Consider the following 18,837-nt stretch of genomic DNA (forward strand, 5'->3'; position numbering starts at 1 on the left):
CCCCAGCCGGGAGGCTGGCGAAGAAGAAGTATTACGAAGAGATCTGATACAGCGGGTTTTGCGCACGCCCGGCGGTGAGTTCACAGGCCTGCATCCGCACCACGTCCCACAGCGCCTGAGCTGCGGTGGAGAGCGAACGATTTTTACGTCGCACCAGCATCAACTGTCGCTCCACCACCGGGGTGAGGCGTTTTACCTGCAAATGGCTTCCCTGCGGCAGGGGCAGCGCCAGGGCGGGTAATACGCTGATGCCAATCCCCGCCTCGACCATCGGAAACAAGGTCGCCGGATGGCCGATCTCCTGCACAATATCCGCCTCAACCGCAAAACCCGCCAGCGCGGCGTCAATGAGCGGTCGGCTCCCGGAGGCGTAATCCTGTAAGACCAGCCGCTGGGCATGAAGCTCCTGCCAGCCCACCGATTCTCGCCCGGCGAAGGGGTGATCGTCGCGGCACAGCAGCAGGAAAGGCTCCGACAGAACCGTCTCACACTCAAGATCGGTTGCCGCACCGGGATCGATAACGATGCCAAAATCCACCTCCCCCTGGCGAATGCTCTCCAGTACCCACTGCTGGGGGCGGTCGTGGAGAACAAATTTGATATCCGGGTAGAGGTGATTGCTCCGGGCAATACAGTGGGGGATGAGATGCGCTGAAATGGTCTGGCTGGCGGCCACCCGCACGGTGCCGGAGAGCTGCTGCCCTACCCGGCCCGCATCCCGTAGCGTGCTGCTCAGCTCATCCAGCAGTCTTTCGAGACGCGCGGCCAGCTGCTGGCCCGCCTCCGTCAGCACCACTTCCCGCGTAGTACGATCGAGTAGCCGCACGCCGGCCTGCAACTCCAGCTCTTTCACGCTATGGCTCACCGCCGACTGGCTCAGGCCAATCATCTCCCCCGCGCGGCTGAAACTCTTCGCCTGCGCGACGGTGACAAATACACGAAGTTGCCGCAGAGAGTAATTCATCTGTTTTACTCATGAATTGATGCAATAAATCAATTTTATTTCTCAAACAGATAAAAGCACAATAGCGCTATCTGTTTTCAGGAGCGTTTATGAAACTTTTCCGCATTCTCGATCCATTCACTATCACCCTTATCGTCGTGGTACTGCTCGCCTCCTTCTTCCCTGCCCAGGGTGGCTTTGTCCCCTTTTTTGAAGGTTTGACTACCGCCGCCATCGCGTTGCTGTTCTTTATGCACGGGGCAAAACTCTCCCGCGAGGCGATTATCGCGGGGGGCAGCCACTGGCGACTTCATCTGTGGGTGATGTGCAGCACCTTTGTTGTCTTCCCCGTGTTGGGCGTGCTGTTTGCCTGGTGGGCGCCGGTTAACGTCGATCCGGCGATCTATACCGGCTTCCTGTACCTCTGCATATTGCCGGCGACGGTGCAGTCGGCAATTGCCTTTACCTCCATGGCGGGGGGCAACGTGGCGGCCGCCGTCTGCTCGGCGTCAGCCTCCAGCCTGTTGGGGATTTTCCTGTCGCCGCTGCTGGTTGGGCTGGTGATGAACATGCACGGCGCGGAAGGAAGCCTGGATCAGGTGGGCAAAATCATGCTCCAGCTGCTGCTGCCGTTTGTGCTGGGTCATCTTTCCCGTCCGTGGACCGGGGCCTTTGTGGCGAAGCATAAGAAGTGGATTGCCAAAACCGATCTGTCATCGATTCTGCTGGTGGTCTATTCCGCGTTCAGCGAAGCCGTGGTGAATGGTATCTGGAATAAGGTGGGGGTTGGTTCGCTGCTGTTTATTGTGGTGGTCAGCCTGGTACTGCTGGGGATTATCATTGCCATCAACGTCTTTGCCGCCCGCCGCTTTGGCTTTAACAAAGCCGATGAAATCACCATTGTCTTCTGCGGTTCGAAAAAGAGCCTGGCAAACGGTATCCCGATGGCCAACATTCTGTTCCCGACCTCGGTGATCGGGATGATGGTGCTGCCGCTGATGATCTTCCACCAGCTGCAGCTGATGATTTGCGCGGTGCTGGCACGTCGCTACAAACGCCAGACCGAGGAGTTGCAGGCCCGGGAGCAGGCCCGCGAGGCAAAAGTTTAAGGACGTTTCAGGGGCTGAACCAGCTGGGTCAGCCCTTCGGTTTTAATCAGTAACGTTAGCGCCATCAGCTCGCCAAGATGCCCGGCAGGAAATTGATCCTTACGGGCAAACCACAGCAGATACTCTTCCGGCACATCAATCAGCCGTCGGCCTTTGTACTTGCCGAACGGCATTTCGGTGTTGGCTATCTCGATAAGCTGCGCTTTATCCACGTTACTCTCCTAACAGACGCAGCATTTCGGCTTCGTCAATCACGTCAATCCCCAGCTCCTGCGCTTTGGCCAGTTTAGAGCCCGCCGCTTCACCGGCAATCACCAGGTCGGTTTTCTTCGACACGCTGCCTGCCACTTTGGCCCCCAGCGCGACCAGCCGCGCTTTAGCATCATCGCGCGAAAGCTGGCTCAGGCTGCCGGTCAGCACCACGGTTTTACCGGCAAACGGGCTGTCGATCTCTTCGGCGTTGATAACCTGCGGCGCAGGCCAGCGAATACCTTCGTTCAGCAGCTGGCCGATAACCTCGCGGTTGCTCTCTTCCGAGAAGAAGTTAAAGACGTGGGTCGCAACCACGATGCCTACGTCCGGCACCTTTTGCAGCTCGTCGATGGAGGCCTTCTCAAGCGCCTCCAGCGTACCAAAATACCCGGCCAGCCCGGCAGCCGTTGCCTCGCCCACTTCGCGAATACCTAACGCATAGAGGAAACGGGCAAAGGTGGTCTCTTTGGATTTTTCCAGCGCGTCGGCCACGTTCTGTGCAGACTTCGGCCCCATGCGATCCAGACCGGTCAGCTTGCCCGGCGTCAGGCGGAACAGGTCAGCAGGCGTATGGACGTACTCTTTTTCCACCAGCTGATCGATGATTTTGTCGCCCATGCCGTCAACGTCCATCGCCCGGCGGGAGACGAAGTGTTTCAGCGACTCTTTGCGCTGGGCACCGCAGACTAATCCGCCGGTACAGCGGGCAACGGCTTCGCCTTCGACGCGCTCAACGTCGGAACCACACACCGGACAGTGGGTCGGGAACTCAACGGCGCGCGTATCGTCGGGACGTTCTGACTCCACCACGTTAACCACCTGCGGGATCACGTCCCCGGCGCGGCGGATCACCACTTTATCGCCGATACGCAACCCCAGACGGTCGATTTCGTCGGCGTTATGCAGGGTCGCATTGCTGACCAGCACCCCGGCCACCTGAACGGGCTCCAGACGCGCAACCGGCGTTATCGCCCCGGTACGGCCCACCTGAAACTCCACATCGCGCACGAAGGTCATCTGCTCCTGCGCCGGGAACTTAAAGGCTACCGCCCAGCGCGGCGCGCGGGCCACAAAGCCTAACTGCTCCTGCAGCGCGAGGGAGTTCACTTTGATGACCACGCCATCGATATCAAAACCCAGCGTCGGACGATCGGCTTCGACCTGACGGTAAAACGCCAGCACCGCTTCCGGCGAGTCGCACAGCTGAACGCGGTTACTGACCGGCAGGCCCCAGGCCTTAAACTGCAGCAGGCGGCCAAGGTGGGTATCAGGCAGCTCGCCCCCCTCCAGGATGCCGACGCCATAGCAGAAGAAAGTGAGCGGTCGCTTCGCGGTGATGCGCGGATCCAACTGGCGTAGCGAGCCTGCGGCGGCGTTGCGGGGGTTAGCGAAGATTTTGCTCCCGGTGCGGCGCGCCTCTTCGTTGATTTTTTCAAAGCCCGCCTGTGGGAGGAACACTTCGCCGCGCACTTCGAGACGGGCCGGAATGTTCTCGCCATGTAATTTGAGCGGAATGGCGCGGATGGTGCGCACGTTGGCGGTAATGTCCTCGCCGGTAGTGCCGTCGCCCCGGGTAGCCGCGCGGATCATCACCCCGTTTTCGTACAGAATGCTGACGGCCAGGCCATCCAGCTTCAGTTCGCAGCACCAGCTCAGGGCATCGGTCTGCTTCAGGCGATCCTGCACGCGTTTGTTGAAAGCGAGGAAGCTCTCTTCGTCGAAGACGTTATCCAGCGACAGCATCGGTACTTCGTGACGCACCTGGCTGAAAAAGGCCAGCGGTGCCGCCCCGACGCGCTGGGTAGGCGAGTCCGGCGTGATTAGCTCGGGGTGTTGTGCTTCAAGCTCGCGCAGCTCACGCATCAGACGGTCATACTCCGCGTCCGGCACTTCTGGCGCATCCATCACATGATAAAGATATTCATGGTGGCGAAGCGTGGTTCGCAGTTCGGTAAGTTGTTGTTCGATTGAGTCCATGTCGCACCATTAATGAGAAAAACCCCCGACATGCGGGGGTTGAGGAGGTGTGAAACAAAACGCTGACGTTTACGCGTTAGCTTCTTTAACTTCGCGGATGCGGTCCTGATATTCGCGCAGTTTCTGCGGCGTCATCATTCGACGCTGATCGTCGAGCACCATACCGCCGACTTCATCGGCGATGTGCTGGGCAGACTGCAGCATCAGCTTAAAGTTTTGCAGTTCATCGCCATAAGACGGCACCTGCATAAAGATCGTAATACCCGGCGTGGTGAAATCACCGGTCATCTCAGGATCAAAGGTTCCCGGATTAACCATGTTCGCCAGGCTGAACAGCGAAGGACCGCTGCCATCAGGACTGAGATGGCGATGGAAAATATTCATGTCGCCAAACTTAAAGCCCGCCTGATGAATGCTGTTGAGCAGCACTTCACCGTTAATGGTCGTGCCCTGGTGGGCCGCCACGCTCATGACAATCACCGTCTCTTTACGCTGCGGTTTTTCAACCACTGGCGCAGCTTCGACAACCGGCTCTGGCTCTGCGACAGGCGCTGGGGCGGGTTGCGGCGCAGGAGCTACCGGCTGTGGAGCCTGCTGCACGACGGGTTGAGGCTGCGGCTGAGGTTCAGGCTGAGCGGCATACTGCGGCTGTTGCACCGGCTGCTGACGCACAGGTTCATGCTGCTGCGGTTGCTGCTGCGGCTGGTGTACCGGTTCGGCCACAGGCTGCGGCGCAGCCGGACGTGGCTGAGCAGATGCGTAAGGCGGCTGGTACTGATGCTGCGGAGGCTGACGAGGCGCTTCATGCTCCCCATGGCCTGCGCCGGGCGCAGTATTAGCCCGATGAACGCGTACTTCACCCACACCCTCGTCTTCCGTCTCGTCGATATCGTCATCGCTATCGTCGTCACGGTTAGACTTCATGCGCTTCAGTGGGCGATCGCGAAACATAGAAGAGCGCTCTTTACGGCTGGTCCAGAAACCATGTACCAGTAAAGCGATTATGGCGATCGCGCCAACAATGATTAATATCAGACGCAAATCCTGCATCATTATATTCTCTGTTGTTCTAACACCTTGCCACCACGGCAAACATTTACTCACTAAGAGTATTTGCCGATTACGTCAAGTGCAAGTGCGTGCAGAGCATTCGCAGCATAAAGATGAACTAAATCGTGCTTTTTGCTGTTTTTTCGAACATTTCTGAACTGGTCAACGTGCCGCAACTGGCTAATATAGGCAGGCAATTTCACTGGTTGTGATAAAAGGAGCTCAACCTGGTTATGGTTTCATCGACATCTTCCCCTCCACGCAGCGGCGTCTGGTACTTTTCCCAGGGCTGGAAACTGGTTTCATTGCCCGGCATCAGACGTTTTGTGATCCTGCCTCTGCTGATCAACATTCTGCTGATGGGTGGCGCCTTCTGGTGGCTGTTTACCCGCCTCGACACCTGGATCCCGGCGCTGATGAGCCATGTTCCCGACTGGCTGCAGTGGCTGAGCTATCTGCTGTGGCCAATCGTTATCATTTCGGTTCTGCTGGTGTTTGGCTATTTCTTCTCGACCATTGCCAACTGGATTGCGGCCCCCTTTAACGGTCTGCTGGCCGAACAGCTTGAGGCCCGGCTGACGGGCGCCACGCCGCCTGACACCGGCGTGCTGGGTATCATGAAAGATCTGCCGCGCATCATGAAGCGCGAGTGGCAGAAGTTGGCGTGGTATCTGCCCCGCGCCATCGTGCTGCTGCTTCTCTACTTTATACCGGGGATCGGCCAGACCGTTGCGCCCGTGCTGTGGTTCCTGTTCAGCGCCTGGATGCTGGCCATTCAGTATTGCGACTACCCGTTCGATAACCATAAGGTACCGTTTAAAGAGATGCGCACTGCCTTGCGCAGCCGTAAGGTGGCCAATATGCAGTTTGGCGCGCTGACCAGCCTGTTCACCATGATTCCGTTCCTGAATCTTTTCATCATGCCGGTGGCGGTCTGCGGCGCGACGGCGATGTGGGTCGACTGTTATCGAGACAAACACGCGTTGTGGAAATAAGTTAAAAAAAGGGGTGGCTTATGCCATCCCTTATTCCATACTGATCCCCATTATTTCCTTGCAGCATATAGATATGCGAATTCCTTACTTCCCCATACTTTTGCAACAGGTATGCTGGGTCGGTATCCCAATTTCAAACAGTTAAGGACAGGCCATGAGTAAGATTTTTGAAGACAACTCGCTGACTATCGGTCACACGCCACTGGTTCGACTGAACCGTATTGGTAATGGACGCATTCTGGCTAAGGTGGAATCTCGTAACCCAAGCTTCAGCGTAAAATGCCGTATCGGTGCCAATATGATTTGGGATGCGGAAAAGCGTGGCGTGTTGAAGCCTGGCGTGGAGCTGGTTGAGCCAACCAGCGGTAACACCGGGATCGCGCTGGCCTATGTTGCTGCAGCGCGCGGTTATAAGCTGACGCTGACCATGCCTGAGACCATGAGTATTGAACGCCGCAAGCTGCTGAAAGCCCTGGGCGCAAATCTGGTCTTAACCGAAGGCGCTAAAGGTATGAAAGGCGCGATTCAGAAAGCCGAAGAAATTGTTGCCAGCGATCCGGCGAAATATCTGCTGCTCCAGCAGTTCAGCAACCCGGCTAACCCGGAAATTCACGAGAAGACCACCGGTCCGGAAATCTGGGAAGATACCGACGGCCAGGTTGATGTCTTTATTTCAGGTGTGGGTACCGGCGGTACGCTGACTGGCGTTAGCCGCTATATTAAAGGCACGAAAGGTAAAAAGGATCTGATTACCGTTGCCGTTGAACCAACCGATTCTCCGGTTATTGCTCAGGCGCTGGCCGGTGAAGAGCTGAAGCCAGGCCCGCATAAAATTCAGGGTATCGGCGCGGGCTTTATTCCGGGCAACCTGGATCTGAAACTGATTGATAAAGTGGTGGCTATCACTAACGATGAAGCTATCTCTACCGCACGCCGCCTGATGGAAGAAGAAGGCATTCTGGCAGGTATCTCTTCCGGTGCTGCCGTCGCCGCCGCGCTGAAATTACTCGAAGATGAAACCTTTACCAATAAGAATATCGTGGTTATTCTTCCATCGTCGGGTGAGCGTTATTTAAGTACTGCACTGTTTGCCGATCTCTTTACCGAGAAAGAACTGCAACAGTAGTGCCAGAATGTAAATATCGCGTAAAAAAGCACCCATATGGGTGCTTTTTTGTGGCCTGCTTCAAACTTTTATCTCTTCCGGCATTGCTCAACCCCGTTGGCTCTGGTATTTAAGCTGACAATTATTTTGAAGCACGAAATTAATCGTTGCAGGAATTCCCGCTGCTGAATCGATTTTATGATTTGGTTCAAGTCTTGCTTTCGCGGCATAATGTTTAATGTCGAGCGAGACGTCAGCAGCCTGACATGCCAGCACCGGATATGTTTGACACTTTGGTGTCACGTGCCGTTGAGCCGGTGCTAACAATACAGGCTAAAGTCCTGCCGCCAGGCTAGACTTTAGTTCCACAACACTAAACCAATAAGTTGGGGAAATACAATGTTCCAGCAAGAAGTTACCATTACCGCTCCGAACGGTCTGCACACCCGCCCTGCTGCTCAGTTTGTTAAAGAAGCAAAAGGCTTCACTTCTGAGATCACTGTGACTTCCAACGGCAAAAGCGCGAGCGCAAAAAGCCTGTTCAAACTGCAGACTCTGGGTCTGACTCAGGGCACCGTTGTGACCATCTCCGCTGAAGGCGAAGACGAGCAGAAAGCAGTTGAGCATCTGGTAAAACTGATGGCTGAGCTCGAGTAAGTTTCCGGGTTCTTTTAAATATCAGTCACAAGTAAGGTAGGGTTATGATTTCAGGCATTTTAGCATCCCCGGGTATCGCTTTCGGCAAAGCACTGCTGCTGAAAGAAGACGAGATCGTCATCGACCGGAAAAAAATTTCTGCTGATAAGGTAAATCAGGAAGTTGAACGTTTTCTGAGCGGCCGTGCAAAAGCATCTGCGCAGCTGGAAACGATCAAAACTAAAGCTGGCGAAACTTTCGGTGAAGAAAAAGAAGCCATCTTCGAAGGGCACATCATGTTGCTCGAAGATGAGGAGCTTGAGCAGGAAATCATAGCCCTGATTAAAGATAAAGGCATGACGGCGGATGCCGCTGCGCATGAAGTTATCGAAGGTCAGGCAACTGCCCTGGAAGAGCTGGACGATGAATACCTGAAAGAGCGTGCGGCTGACGTGCGTGATATCGGTAAGCGCCTGCTGCGCAACATCCTCGGCCTTGCCATCATCGATCTGAGCGCCATTCAGGATGAAGTTATTCTGGTTGCTGCTGACCTGACCCCGTCAGAAACCGCACAGCTGAACCTGAACAAGGTGCTGGGTTTCATCACTGACGCCGGTGGCCGTACCTCCCACACCTCTATCATGGCGCGTTCTCTGGAGCTGCCAGCCATCGTGGGTACCGGTAGCGTCACCGCTCAGGTTAAAAACGACGACTATCTGATTCTGGATGCCGTAAACAATCTGGTTTACGTCAACCCAACTAACGAAGAGATCGAAAAACTGCGCGCGGTTCAGGAGCAGGTTGCGACTGAAAAAGCGGAGCTGGCTAAGCTGAAAGATCTGCCAGCCATCACCCTGGATGGTCATCAGGTTGAAGTGTGCGCAAACATCGGTACCGTTCGCGACGTCGATGGCGCTGAGCGCAACGGCGCGGAAGGTGTTGGTCTCTATCGTACTGAATTCCTGTTCATGGACCGTGACGCCCTGCCAACCGAAGAAGAGCAGTTCGCTGCCTATAAAGCGGTTGCTGAAGCCTGTGGCTCCCAGGCCGTTATCGTCCGTACCATGGACATCGGTGGCGACAAAGAGCTGCCGTACATGAACTTCCCGAAAGAAGAGAACCCGTTCCTGGGCTGGCGTGCCGTGCGTATCGCGATGGATCGTAAAGAGATCCTGCGCGACCAGGTCCGCGCTATCCTGCGTGCGTCCGCTTTCGGTAAGCTGCGCATCATGTTCCCGATGATCATCTCTGTTGAAGAAGTGCGCGCACTGAAGAAAGAGATTGAGATCTACAAACAGGAACTGCGTGACGAAGGTAAAGCATTCGATGAATCCATCGAAGTTGGCGTGATGGTGGAAACCCCAGCCGCAGCAACGATTGCCCGTCATTTAGCGAAAGAAGTCGATTTCTTTAGTATTGGTACCAACGATTTAACCCAGTACACCCTGGCAGTTGACCGTGGTAATGATATGATTTCACATCTTTACCAGCCAATGTCACCGTCCGTCCTGACGCTTATCAAGCAAGTTATTGATGCTTCTCATGCGGAAGGCAAATGGACTGGTATGTGTGGTGAGCTTGCAGGCGACGAACGTGCTACACTTCTGTTGCTGGGTATGGGTCTGGACGAATTCTCTATGAGCGCCATTTCCATCCCGCGCATTAAGAAGATCATCCGTAACACGAACTTCGAAGATGCGAAGGTATTAGCAGAGCAGGCTCTTGCTCAACCGACAACGGACGAGTTAATGACGCTGGTTAACAAGTTCATTGAAGAAAAAACAATCTGCTAATCCACGAGATGCGGCCCAATTTACTGCTTAGGAGAGATGGCTAATGGGGTTATTTAGTAAACTGTTCGGTGACAAAGGCAACAACGACACCGGAACTATTGAGATTGTTGCTCCGCTGTCTGGTGAAATCGTCAACATCGAAGACGTGCCGGATGTCGTGTTTGCAGAGAAAATCGTGGGTGATGGCATTGCTATCAAACCAACCGGTAACAAAATGGTTGCACCGGTAGATGGTACCATCGGTAAGATCTTTGAAACCAACCACGCATTCTCTATCGAATCTGATAGCGGTATTGAGCTGTTCGTTCACTTCGGTATCGACACCGTCGAGCTGAAAGGCGAAGGCTTCAAGCGTATCGCTGAAGAAGGCCAGCGCGTTAAAGTTGGCGACCCGGTTATTGAATTCGATCTGCCACTGCTGGAAGAGAAAGCCAAGTCTACCCTGACTCCGGTTGTTATCTCCAACATGGACGAAATCAAAGAACTGATCAAACTGTCCGGCAGCGTTACCGTGGGTGAAACCCCGGTTATCCGCATCAAAAAGTAATTTTTAGCCGCACAGAGAAATGGCGCCTTCGGGCGCCATTTTTGTTTGTTACGCGGGTAAAACCAGCTCGTCGTAACCCTTCTCCTGGGTGTACTGCATGACCTGCGTCACCCTGTCCCCTGCCCGGCTTATCGCCGCCGCCACGCTCTCCTGCTGTACCAGCGCACTCACCAGCTCAGAACAGAAGAGATCGCCGGTGCCTTTCAGATCGGCTTTGATACGTGGGTGCGCGCTGACCGTCACGTTATCGTGGGAAACCAGCACCACATGAATAGCGTCCGCATCGCCACTTACAGGGGCGCTGGTGATCGCCACCCACTGCAGGGTATCGGAAAGCAGCCCTTTTGCGGCGGCAATGGCGCTGTCGTTATCGCGACAGGTTTTTCCGCTGAGCACTTCCAGCTCGTAGACGTTCGGCGTAATCCCCTGCGCCAGCGGCAGCAGATGCTGGCGGTAGGCTTCCGGGATTTCGGGTTTAACGTAGGTTCCGCTGTCGGTGTCGCCAATCACCGGATCGACCAGAATAAGCAGGTCGGGATGCTGCACCTTCACCGCGCGCAGCCAGTTTGCCAGCAGGATAATCTGGCTGGCGCTGCCCATATAGCCGGTAGTGACCGCCTTCAGCTCGCGCAAAATGTCACGCTCTTCCAGCGCTTTCAGGTAACCGCTGAACCATTCGTCGGGGATCACCCCGCCGTAAAAGGTGTCGTAGTGCGGAGTATTACTGAACAGCACCGTCGGGACCGCCGTCACGTTAAGACGATGCTGGCGGATATTGGGTACCGCAATGCTGTTACCCACGCTGCCGTACACCACCTGGGACTGAACCGCCACAATATCGCTCTGCTGCGCCCGGGTTTTATCCCGGAATAAAATCATCTCCATCGCGTTTAGATCCCTGCGCCCTGCGCATAGCTCTCCTCACCAAAGACGCCGGTAGATAAATAGCGATCGCCGCGATCGCAGATGATCGCCACGACTACCGCGCCGGGCACTGCCTCTGCAATCCGCAGTGCACCCGCTACCGCGCCGCCAGAACTGACGCCGCAGAAAACGCCTTCGCGCACGGCCAGTTCACGCATGGTATTTTCCGCCTCGCGCTGGTGAATATCCAGCACCTGGTCCACAAGCTGGGCATTAAAGATGCCCGGCATGTACTCCGCAGGCCAGCGGCGAATACCCGGGATGCTGCTGCCCTCTTCCGGCTGCAGGCCGACAATGGTGACCGCCTTTTCCTGCTCGCGCAGAAAACGGGAGACACCGGTGATGGTGCCCGTGGTGCCCATGCTGGAGACGAAATGGGTGATGCGCCCTTCGGTCTGCTGCCAGATCTCCGGCCCGGTGGTGGTGTAATGCGCGTAGGGGTTATCAGGATTATTGAACTGATCGAGCAGCTTGCCTTCACCGCGCTCAGCCATCGCTTGCGCTAAATCGCGCGCCCCTTCCATGCCCTGCTCTTTGGTCACCAGAATCAGCTCGGCACCGTAAGCGCGCATCGCGGCACGGCGCTCCTGGCTCATGTTGTCCGGCATCAGCAGCTTCATGCGGTAGCCTTTAAGCGCGGCAATCATCGCCAGCGCAATGCCGGTATTCCCGCTGGTCGCCTCGATCAGCACATCGCCCGGTTTGATTTCTCCGCGCTTTTCCGCCTGGACAATCATCGACAGCGCAGCCCGATCCTTGACCGAACCCGCCGGGTTGTTGCCTTCCAGTTTGATCCAGATTTCGCTGCCGTTGTCCGGCCCCATGCGCTGCAGTTTGATCAGGGGGGTGTTGCCGATGGTTTGTTCGAGTGTATTCACGATTTTTACTCAATAAAAAAGCCGGGTGGCGCTTCGCTTACCCGGCCTACATCCGTATTTTTGTAGGCCCGGTAAGCGTAGCGCCACCGGGCGATAAACATGGTCAATAAACTATCAGGCAGATTCCGCCAGAGCAAGATCTCCCCGCGTCTCGATGCGATCATTATCGTGATAAATACGCGCGTGTTGCAGACCGACAAACAGGCGTTCACCGCGGTATGGCGGCTCTTCGTCGCGCATCACCACCGTCAGCGGTTCGCTGTACCAGCCGAGCGGCTGCACCACCAGCTGGGTATAGTGACCTTTCGGGCTGGCTTCCAGCACCTGTACCGGCAGCGGCGAGTCGAGGCTGGTGCGGCGGCTGACGTCCACTTCCCACGGGCGCAGGAAGAGATCCACCGGCCCCTGATACGCAGGCGTATAGCCGAGCGGCCAGCGGTGGGCGCCGACGTGGAACTGACCGCCGCGGATGTTGCCGTGCAGACGGTTCACTTCGCCCATAAACTCCAGCACGAAGCGGGTTGCCGGCTCGCGCCACAGTTGATCGGGTTCGTCGACCTGTTCGATATTCCCCTGGCTCATCACCACCACCCGGTCGGCCACTTCCATCGCCTCTTCCTGATCGTGGGTGACGAAGACGCTGGTGAACTTCAGCTCTTCGTGCAGCTGACGCAGCCAGCGGCGCAGCTCTTTACGCACCTGCGCATCCAGCGCGCCAAAAGGTTCATCAAGCAGCAGAATTTGCGGCTCTACCGCCAGGGCACGGGCCAGGGCCACGCGCTGTTTCTGGCCACCGGACAGCTGCGCCGGATAGCGATCGGCCAGGTGAGCCAGCTGCACCATCTCCAGCAGTTTTGTGACTTTCGCCTTGATGGTCGCGGCGTCCGGGCGTTCACGACGCGGCAGCACCGTCAGGCCAAAGGCGATGTTGTCGAACACCGTCATATGGCGGAACAGGGCGTAATGCTGGAACACGAATCCCACCTTACGGTCGCGCGCGTGCAGGCGGCTGACGTCGGTGCCGTGGAAACGTATGTGCCCGCTGGTCTGATGCTCCAGACCGGCGATAATACGCAGCAGCGTGGTTTTCCCGGAGCCAGATGGCCCCAGCAGCGCCACCATTTGTCCGGAAGGGATATCCAGTGAGATATCATTCAGCACCTGGGTGCGACCAAAAGACTTCTTAATATTGGCAATCTCAATGCTCATGATTTCCCTCCTGATGCTGGCGTTTTTCCTGATTCTCTAAACGCCACTGCACCATACTCTTTAAAAACAGGGTCAAGATAGCCATCAGCGTTAGCAACGCTGCGGCAGTAAACGAGCCGATGGTGTTGTAGTCTTGCTGCAGCAACTCAATCTGTAACGGCAGCGACAGGGTTTCGCCGCGGATCGAGCCGGACACTACCGACACCGCGCCAAACTCGCCAATCGCGCGGGCGTTGGTCAATACCACGCCATACAGCAGCGCCCAGCGGATGTTAGGCAGGGTGACGCGGCGGAACATCTGCCAGCCGGATGCGCCCAGCAGAACCGCCGCTTCGTCTTCGTTGCTGCCCTGACTTAACATCACCGGCACCAGCTCACGCACTACAAACGGACAGGTGACAAAGACCGTGACCAGCACCATGCCCGGCCAGGCGAACATGATCTGCAGGTTATGTTCATCCAGCCAGCCGCCCAGCGGGCCATTGGAGCCGTAGAACAGCAGATAGACCAGACCGGCGACCACCGGCGAGACCGCGAACGGAATGTCCAGCAGGGTCAGCAGCAGCTGGCGGCCCGGGAAGTCAAAGCGCGTCACCAGCCAGGCCAGCAGGATGCCAAACACCAGGTTCACCGGCACGGTAATAAGGGCAATCATGACCGTCAGCCAGATCGCATGCAGCATATCCGGATCGGCCAGGTTTTGCAGCGCGGGCATAATCCCCTTGCTGAACGCCTGGACAAAGATGTAGACCATCGGCACGACCAGTATGAAGGCCGATACCAGCACGCCGGTGCCAATCAGCACCCACTTTCCCCAGTTAATGCGGGGGGCGTCGTAGCGTTTCAATTGAGTAACTTCCGCCATTAGTGACCTACCACGCGTCGACCAAAGCGACTTTGCAGAGTGTTAATCGAGAACAGCAGCAGCAGCGAGGCTGCGAGGATCACCGAGGCAATGGCGCTCGCCGCCGGGTAATCAAACTCCTGCAAACGGACAAAAATCATCAGCGAGGTCACTTCAGTTTTCCACGCGATGTTACCGGCGATAAAAATCACCGCGCCGAACTCACCGAGGCTGCGGGTGAACGACAGCGCCACGCCTGCCAGCAGAGCCGGAGAGAGCTCGGGCATAACCACTTTGCGGAAACTCTGCCAGCGCGTCGCGCCCAGGGTCTCTGCCGCTTCTTCGTATTCCGGACCTAACTCTTCCAGCACAGGCTGCACGGTACGCACCACAAACGGGATGCTGGTAAAGGCCATCGCCACCGCAATGCCGAGCCAGGTGTAGGTCACTTTGATATCAAACTTCGCCAGCCACTCGCCGTAAAAACCGTTAACGGAGAACAGCGAAGCGAGCGTTAAGCCCGCCACCGCCGTCGGCAGCGCGAAGGGTAAATCCATCAGCGCATCCAGCAGCGTGCGGCCCGGGAAGCGGTAGCGGGTTAAGATCCACGCCATCAGCAGGCCGAACACGCCGTTAAAGATAGAAGCGACAAACGCCGACAGCAGCGTCACTTTATAGGCCGCCACCACCTGCGGGTTGCTGATCACCTCCCAGTACTGGGACCAGCTCATCTCAGAGAGCTGAACCACCAGCGCGCTGAGCGGTAATAACAAAATCAGACAGACGAACAGCAGGCTGGTCCCGAGGCTTAAGGTAAAGCCCGGCAGCACACGTCTGGAGGAAACTGCAAACATTACTTACGCCCCGCCGCCAACAGTTTGTCTAACTCACCGCCGCTGACGAAATGGGTTTTCATCACTTCAGGCCAGCCGCCAAAATGGTCTTCCACGCGGAACAGGTCGGTCTGCGGGAATTTATCTTTCAGCTTGTTCATCACGTCCGGGTTGTTCACGCGATAGTAATAATCGGTGATCACCGTCTGGGCCTGTGGGCTGTAGAGATAGTTCAGATAGGCTTTCGCCGCTTTCTCTGTGCCGTTGGCTTCGACGTTTTTATCCACCCACGCCACCGGGAACTCCGCCAGCACGTTGGTTTTCGGGATCACCACTTCAAAGCCCTGGGCTTCGTACTGCTTACGGATGTTGTTCACTTCCGATTCAAAGCTGATCAGCACATCACCCAGACCGCGCTCCGCGAAGGTGGTGGTCGCCCCGCGCCCGCCGGTATCGAACACTTCGACGTTTTTCAGGAACTGGGTCATGAACTGTTCGGTTTTGGCTTTATCGTTGCCGTCCGCTTTGTCCGCGGCGCCCCAGGCGGCCAGATAGGTGTAACGGGCGTTGCCGGAGGTTTTCGGGTTCGGGAAAATCAGCTTCACGTCTGAACGCACGAGGTCGTTCCAGTCGTGAATGTTCTTCGGGTTGCCCTTACGCACCAGGAAGCCCATGGTGGAATAGAACGGCGAGCTGTTGTTCGGCAGACGGGTCTGCCAGTCGGCCGGGATCAGCTTGCCTTTGTCGTGCAGGATCTGCACGTCGGTAATCTGGTTATAGGTGACTACATCGGCCTTCAGCCCCTGCAGAATGGCCAGCGCCTGCTTCGACGAGCCGGCATGGGACTGCTTGATCGTCAGTTTGTCGCCGTTATTGTCTTTCGCCCACTGCTGTTCGAATGGCGGGTTCAGGGCGGCAAAGAGCTCGCGCGAGACGTCATAAGAGCTGTTCAACAGCTCGGTTGCCTGCGCCTGCGCGGCCAGCAACACGGAAGCTGCCAGCACCAGAGATCCTTTTTTCAGTACAGTAACGGCCATTGCGCACCCTTAAGATGTGATGTTTTTCTAAGGGTCATCATATTTATAACGAGTACTAAAGGAGTAACGGTTTTATATACCGTTTAGTGATTTGGAAGCAGAAAAGGGAATAAGCATTAATCCCCTCTCCCCACAGGGGAGAGGGTCAGGGTGAGGGGGCTTTTATAACGCCAGCAGACGCTCGATGGACGGTGCAAAGTAGTAGCCGCCGGTCACCGGTTTGGTGAAGCGCAGCATTGCGTCGCGCTTGCCGTCGGTGTCGCCAAACATGCTCAGCAGCTGCTGTTCGATGTTGTACAGGCGTGCGCAGTAGGCGCAGAAGTAGAGGCCATTTGTCCCGCTGGCGGTGCCGTACGGCAGGCTCTGGCGGACAATCTTCAGTCCTTTACCGTCCTCTTTCAGATCCACGCGGCTCAGGTGTGAGGTCGCCGGGCGGTCGTCGCCGTCGATCTCTTCGTTGGCCTCTTTGGTGCGGCCAATCATCATCTCCTGGTCGTGCACGCTCATGCGGTTAAGCTGCTTGAGGTTGTGCTCCCAGCGCTGAACGAACACGTAGCTGCCGCCCGCATCCACGCCCTCCTTGATCACCGCCACTTCACGGCGGGTCTCATCCCCTGCCGGGTTTTCGGTGCCGTCAACGAAGCCGCTTAGATCGCGCTCTTCCACCCAGCGGAAACCGTGGATCTCTTCTTTTACCTCAACGCAGTCGCCAAAGGCAGCCATCGCGGCCTGGGCAATGGAGAAGTTCACGTCGTGACGCAGAGAGAGAATATGGATCAGCACGTCGTACTGGGTGGCCGGGGCCAGACCTTTACCGTAAGGGACAAAGTCCTTCAGCTCTTCTGCCCCTTCCCCGCCGCTCAGCTGACGCCAGACGTCGTGGCCAAACGCCACCACCGCGCCGCAGTGCGCATCCGGGAATTTGGCCTGGAAGGTGGCCACGTTATCAATAAAGACTTTGCTGGCCGCACGCAGGGCATCGGTATCCCCTTTGACATTGGCTTCGATCCAAATCGCCGCGCGGCAATGTTCTGGCAAAATGCCACTCTGAACCTGAGACATCGCTCCTCCTGAAAAAAAGATGCCACGAAGTCGTGGCATTGTTGGCGGCGATTATACCCGCTTTTTTAACGAGGCGGCTTGTCCAGGCGCAATTTACTGCTGCCAGATAATTTTGCTGACTTTCCAGTTTTTCAGCGCGTCGTCAGAAGGCATCAACCCTTCCGGGCCGTTCCAGGTTCCGCTGAACTGATAGCTGATGTGCTGGCTGCCTTCCGCCTTACACTCCACCGCCACGCTCTCTTCGTTCGGGGCGCTGGTGCAGTTGCCGTAGGCCTTCTGATACAGGTCGCTGAACGGGGTACCGACCTTCACGCCGCTGTCGGTTTCAACGTCGCTGTCCAGCACTTCGATGCGCGTCACCGTGTTTTTGTCACCGTTTATTACCATCGCCAGCTGGTCATCTTTCAGCGCTTCGAAATAGTGCACGATGTTGCCGTTCTGTGTTTTCATGCCGCTGCGCAGCCGGTAATCACCGCCCAGTGCCGATTCGATGGCGCTCTGTTCCAGCGGCGTGGCGGCGGTGAGATTTCCGACGCCCTGCTCGGTCACGTCGGTGGAGGAGCCGAACCAGTTCCAGGGATAGGCCGCAGACCAGTTAACGGCGGAGAGCGTTGAACAGCCCGTCAGGACAACGGGGAGCGCGCATAACAGTAAACGCAGCGATTTCATCGGGAGTTCCTTTCTGGTTATTTGAACGCTTGTTGGAGTACAGCATCGCTAAAAAGTGCCGTTTAATCTTTCTCAGGCGTAAAACAGGCGCGCAGACGGGGGTTGGTCAGCAGCCACAGCAGCGCCACAATATCGGCCACCACCAGCGCAATCCCCACGCCGCTCAGGGCTTCCCCTTTCAACCACAGCAGGGGCTGCCAGCACAGCAGAACGCACTGAGCAAGGATCAGCAGCCCGCGTAGAGCCTGCCACAGGCGCGGCCAGAGATGCCGCCGCCCGCTCAGCATAAAGGCCAGCACCGCCGGGATCCCCGGCAGCAGCCCGAGCCAGAAGTTATCGTGATCGGGATAAAACAGGTTCAGCAGGGTGTTGCCCTGATCGCGGGAAGCCCCGGCCATCACGAACAGCACCCAGGTACGGGCCTGAAGCAGCAGCACGCACCAGAACAGAAACGGCAGGCGGACCCGGCCGTGGCTGTCGTAGTCGCCCGGGTGGAAATCAATACTCTTCATCTTCTATCAGGCGCTTGCCCAGCGTCAGCACGTCGGCATGTTCATAGTTAAGTCGCTCGTACATGCCCAGCACCATGTCATTATCTTCCCGCACCATGATCTGAATTTTTGGACAGCCGCGGGCGATCAGTTTCTTTTCCAGACGATTAAGCAGCGCGTTAGCGATGCCGCGTCCGCGAAATTCCGGGTGCACGCCCAGATAGTACGCCGAGCCGCGATGCCCGTCGTAGCCGCCCATCACGGTGCCCACCACTTCACCGTTGACCTCCGCCACCAGGAACAGACTGACGTCATGATTGAGCTTACGCTCAATGTCCATCTCCGGATCGTTCCACGGTCGCAGTAGCTCGCAGCGCTCCCAAAGGGTGATGACCTCTTCGAAGTCTGCCTGGCGAAAAACGCGTATCTCCATGGTATTAACCGCCTTTTTGGGTTCAAAAACAGTGATTATGACGCGAACGC

The 18,837-nt window shown here is 56.6% G+C and carries 20 protein-coding genes; 6 read left to right on the forward strand and 14 right to left on the reverse strand.

The features are described from left to right. Positions 1–31: 31 nt before the first annotated feature. The gene (locus tag FHN83_RS04610; protein ID WP_039029650.1) at positions 32–964 is read right to left on the reverse strand and encodes a LysR family transcriptional regulator; all 933 of its coding nucleotides are present in this window, start codon (positions 962–964) and stop codon (positions 32–34) included. 89 nt (positions 965–1,053) lie between these two features. Between FHN83_RS04610 and FHN83_RS04615 the strand changes: the two genes are divergently transcribed. Next, positions 1,054–2,052: a bile acid:sodium symporter family protein gene (locus tag FHN83_RS04615; RefSeq protein WP_139563330.1), complete on the forward strand. Its 999-nt coding sequence runs from the start codon at positions 1,054–1,056 to the stop codon at positions 2,050–2,052. On the opposite strand, the gene FHN83_RS04620 is transcribed toward FHN83_RS04615, so the two are convergent. From FHN83_RS04620 to zipA, 3 genes are all read right to left on the reverse strand, one after another. Then, the gene (locus tag FHN83_RS04620) at positions 2,049–2,264 is read right to left on the reverse strand and encodes a DUF3820 family protein (protein ID WP_139563331.1); all 216 of its coding nucleotides are present in this window, start codon (positions 2,262–2,264) and stop codon (positions 2,049–2,051) included. The genes FHN83_RS04615 and FHN83_RS04620 overlap by 4 nt on opposite strands. A 1-nt stretch (position 2,265) precedes the next feature. Next, on the reverse strand, positions 2,266–4,281 hold the full coding sequence (ligA, locus tag FHN83_RS04625) for an NAD-dependent DNA ligase LigA (protein WP_139563332.1): 2,016 nt from the start codon (positions 4,279–4,281) through the stop codon (positions 2,266–2,268). Positions 4,282–4,350: 69 nt separating this feature from the next. Next, a complete protein-coding gene (gene zipA / locus FHN83_RS04630) occupies positions 4,351–5,334 on the reverse strand; it encodes a cell division protein ZipA (RefSeq protein ID WP_139563333.1) in 984 nt (327 codons plus the stop codon). 230 nt (positions 5,335–5,564) lie between these two features. Between zipA and cysZ the strand changes: the two genes are divergently transcribed. The 5 genes from cysZ to crr all read left to right on the forward strand — a co-directional run bounded on the left by cysZ (position 5,565) and on the right by crr (position 10,407). Further along, positions 5,565–6,326: a sulfate transporter CysZ gene (cysZ, locus tag FHN83_RS04635; RefSeq protein ID WP_039029655.1), complete on the forward strand. Its 762-nt coding sequence runs from the start codon at positions 5,565–5,567 to the stop codon at positions 6,324–6,326. Between the two features lie 154 nt (positions 6,327–6,480). After that, a complete protein-coding gene (gene cysK / locus FHN83_RS04645) occupies positions 6,481–7,452 on the forward strand; it encodes a cysteine synthase A (protein ID WP_039029656.1) in 972 nt (323 codons plus the stop codon). Between the two features lie 378 nt (positions 7,453–7,830). Next, positions 7,831–8,088 carry a phosphocarrier protein Hpr gene (ptsH, locus tag FHN83_RS04655; RefSeq protein WP_000487600.1) on the forward strand — a complete coding sequence of 86 codons (258 nt, stop codon included), beginning with the start codon at positions 7,831–7,833 and terminating at the stop codon, positions 8,086–8,088. A gap of 44 nt (positions 8,089–8,132) precedes the next feature. Continuing rightward, a complete protein-coding gene (gene ptsI, locus FHN83_RS04660) occupies positions 8,133–9,860 on the forward strand; it encodes a phosphoenolpyruvate-protein phosphotransferase PtsI (protein ID WP_039029657.1) in 1,728 nt (575 codons plus the stop codon). Between the two features lie 43 nt (positions 9,861–9,903). Further along, entirely contained in the window at positions 9,904–10,407 is a 504-nt protein-coding gene (crr, locus tag FHN83_RS04665; protein ID WP_039029658.1) for a PTS glucose transporter subunit IIA, read from the forward strand. A gap of 48 nt (positions 10,408–10,455) precedes the next feature. Here the strand turns inward: crr and pdxK are convergent, their stop codons facing one another. From pdxK to FHN83_RS04715, 10 genes are all read right to left on the reverse strand, one after another. Next, the gene (gene pdxK / locus FHN83_RS04670) at positions 10,456–11,292 is read right to left on the reverse strand and encodes a pyridoxine/pyridoxal/pyridoxamine kinase (protein WP_138369794.1); all 837 of its coding nucleotides are present in this window, start codon (positions 11,290–11,292) and stop codon (positions 10,456–10,458) included. A 5-nt stretch (positions 11,293–11,297) separates the two neighbouring features. Next, entirely contained in the window at positions 11,298–12,209 is a 912-nt protein-coding gene (gene cysM / locus FHN83_RS04675; protein WP_039029660.1) for a cysteine synthase CysM, read from the reverse strand. Positions 12,210–12,323: 114 nt separating this feature from the next. Beyond that, positions 12,324–13,418 carry a sulfate/thiosulfate ABC transporter ATP-binding protein CysA gene (gene cysA, locus FHN83_RS04680; protein WP_039029661.1) on the reverse strand — a complete coding sequence of 365 codons (1,095 nt, stop codon included), beginning with the start codon at positions 13,416–13,418 and terminating at the stop codon, positions 12,324–12,326. Beyond that, entirely contained in the window at positions 13,408–14,283 is an 876-nt protein-coding gene (cysW, locus tag FHN83_RS04685) for a sulfate/thiosulfate ABC transporter permease CysW (RefSeq protein WP_139563335.1), read from the reverse strand. The genes cysA and cysW overlap by 11 nt, the downstream gene beginning before the upstream one ends. Further along, a complete protein-coding gene (gene cysT / locus FHN83_RS04690; protein ID WP_039029663.1) occupies positions 14,283–15,116 on the reverse strand; it encodes a sulfate/thiosulfate ABC transporter permease CysT in 834 nt (277 codons plus the stop codon). The genes cysW and cysT overlap by 1 nt, the downstream gene beginning before the upstream one ends. After that, positions 15,116–16,132, reverse strand: a complete 1,017-nt coding sequence (locus FHN83_RS04695; protein WP_139563336.1) for a sulfate ABC transporter substrate-binding protein — start codon at positions 16,130–16,132, stop codon at positions 15,116–15,118. The genes cysT and FHN83_RS04695 overlap by 1 nt, the downstream gene beginning before the upstream one ends. A gap of 162 nt (positions 16,133–16,294) precedes the next feature. Next, positions 16,295–17,194 (reverse strand): Dyp-type peroxidase, encoded by a 900-nt coding sequence (locus FHN83_RS04700; protein ID WP_139563337.1) that lies wholly within the window; start codon positions 17,192–17,194, stop codon positions 16,295–16,297. Positions 17,195–17,287: 93 nt separating this feature from the next. Continuing rightward, positions 17,288–17,863 (reverse strand): RpoE-regulated lipoprotein, encoded by a 576-nt coding sequence (locus tag FHN83_RS04705; RefSeq protein WP_039029666.1) that lies wholly within the window; start codon positions 17,861–17,863, stop codon positions 17,288–17,290. A gap of 62 nt (positions 17,864–17,925) precedes the next feature. Beyond that, positions 17,926–18,375, reverse strand: coding sequence for a DUF2919 domain-containing protein (locus FHN83_RS04710; protein ID WP_039029667.1), 450 nt, complete (start codon positions 18,373–18,375; stop codon positions 17,926–17,928). Next, a complete protein-coding gene (locus FHN83_RS04715; protein WP_032613000.1) occupies positions 18,362–18,787 on the reverse strand; it encodes a GNAT family acetyltransferase in 426 nt (141 codons plus the stop codon). Before FHN83_RS04715 ends, FHN83_RS04710 begins: the two co-directional genes overlap by 14 nt. Between the last annotated feature and the right edge of the window lie 50 nt (positions 18,788–18,837).

Source organism: Leclercia adecarboxylata (assembly GCF_006171285.1).
GTDB lineage: Bacteria > Pseudomonadota > Gammaproteobacteria > Enterobacterales > Enterobacteriaceae > Enterobacter > Enterobacter barmai.

Bases quoted from the DNA above. Each gene is read 5' to 3' on its own strand.
- cysZ (WP_039029655.1), top strand. From the start codon at position 5,565: ATGGTTTCATCGACATCTTCCCCTCCACGCAGCGGCGTCTGGTACTTT.
- cysA (WP_039029661.1), bottom strand. From the start codon at position 13,418: ATGAGCATTGAGATTGCCAATATTAAGAAGTCTTTTGGTCGCACCCAG.
- cysT (WP_039029663.1), bottom strand. From the start codon at position 15,116: ATGTTTGCAGTTTCCTCCAGACGTGTGCTGCCGGGCTTTACCTTAAGC.
- FHN83_RS04610 (WP_039029650.1), bottom strand. From the start codon at position 964: ATGAATTACTCTCTGCGGCAACTTCGTGTATTTGTCACCGTCGCGCAG.
- pdxK (WP_138369794.1), bottom strand. From the start codon at position 11,292: ATGGAGATGATTTTATTCCGGGATAAAACCCGGGCGCAGCAGAGCGAT.
- zipA (WP_139563333.1), bottom strand. From the start codon at position 5,334: ATGATGCAGGATTTGCGTCTGATATTAATCATTGTTGGCGCGATCGCC.
- FHN83_RS04695 (WP_139563336.1), bottom strand. From the start codon at position 16,132: ATGGCCGTTACTGTACTGAAAAAAGGATCTCTGGTGCTGGCAGCTTCC.
- cysK (WP_039029656.1), top strand. From the start codon at position 6,481: ATGAGTAAGATTTTTGAAGACAACTCGCTGACTATCGGTCACACGCCA.
- crr (WP_039029658.1), top strand. From the start codon at position 9,904: ATGGGGTTATTTAGTAAACTGTTCGGTGACAAAGGCAACAACGACACC.
- FHN83_RS04700 (WP_139563337.1), bottom strand. From the start codon at position 17,194: ATGTCTCAGGTTCAGAGTGGCATTTTGCCAGAACATTGCCGCGCGGCG.
- FHN83_RS04705 (WP_039029666.1), bottom strand. From the start codon at position 17,863: ATGAAATCGCTGCGTTTACTGTTATGCGCGCTCCCCGTTGTCCTGACG.
- ptsI (WP_039029657.1), top strand. From the start codon at position 8,133: ATGATTTCAGGCATTTTAGCATCCCCGGGTATCGCTTTCGGCAAAGCA.
- cysW (WP_139563335.1), bottom strand. From the start codon at position 14,283: ATGGCGGAAGTTACTCAATTGAAACGCTACGACGCCCCCCGCATTAAC.
- FHN83_RS04715 (WP_032613000.1), bottom strand. From the start codon at position 18,787: ATGGAGATACGCGTTTTTCGCCAGGCAGACTTCGAAGAGGTCATCACC.
- FHN83_RS04615 (WP_139563330.1), top strand. From the start codon at position 1,054: ATGAAACTTTTCCGCATTCTCGATCCATTCACTATCACCCTTATCGTC.
- ptsH (WP_000487600.1), top strand. From the start codon at position 7,831: ATGTTCCAGCAAGAAGTTACCATTACCGCTCCGAACGGTCTGCACACC.
- FHN83_RS04710 (WP_039029667.1), bottom strand. From the start codon at position 18,375: ATGAAGAGTATTGATTTCCACCCGGGCGACTACGACAGCCACGGCCGG.
- ligA (WP_139563332.1), bottom strand. From the start codon at position 4,281: ATGGACTCAATCGAACAACAACTTACCGAACTGCGAACCACGCTTCGC.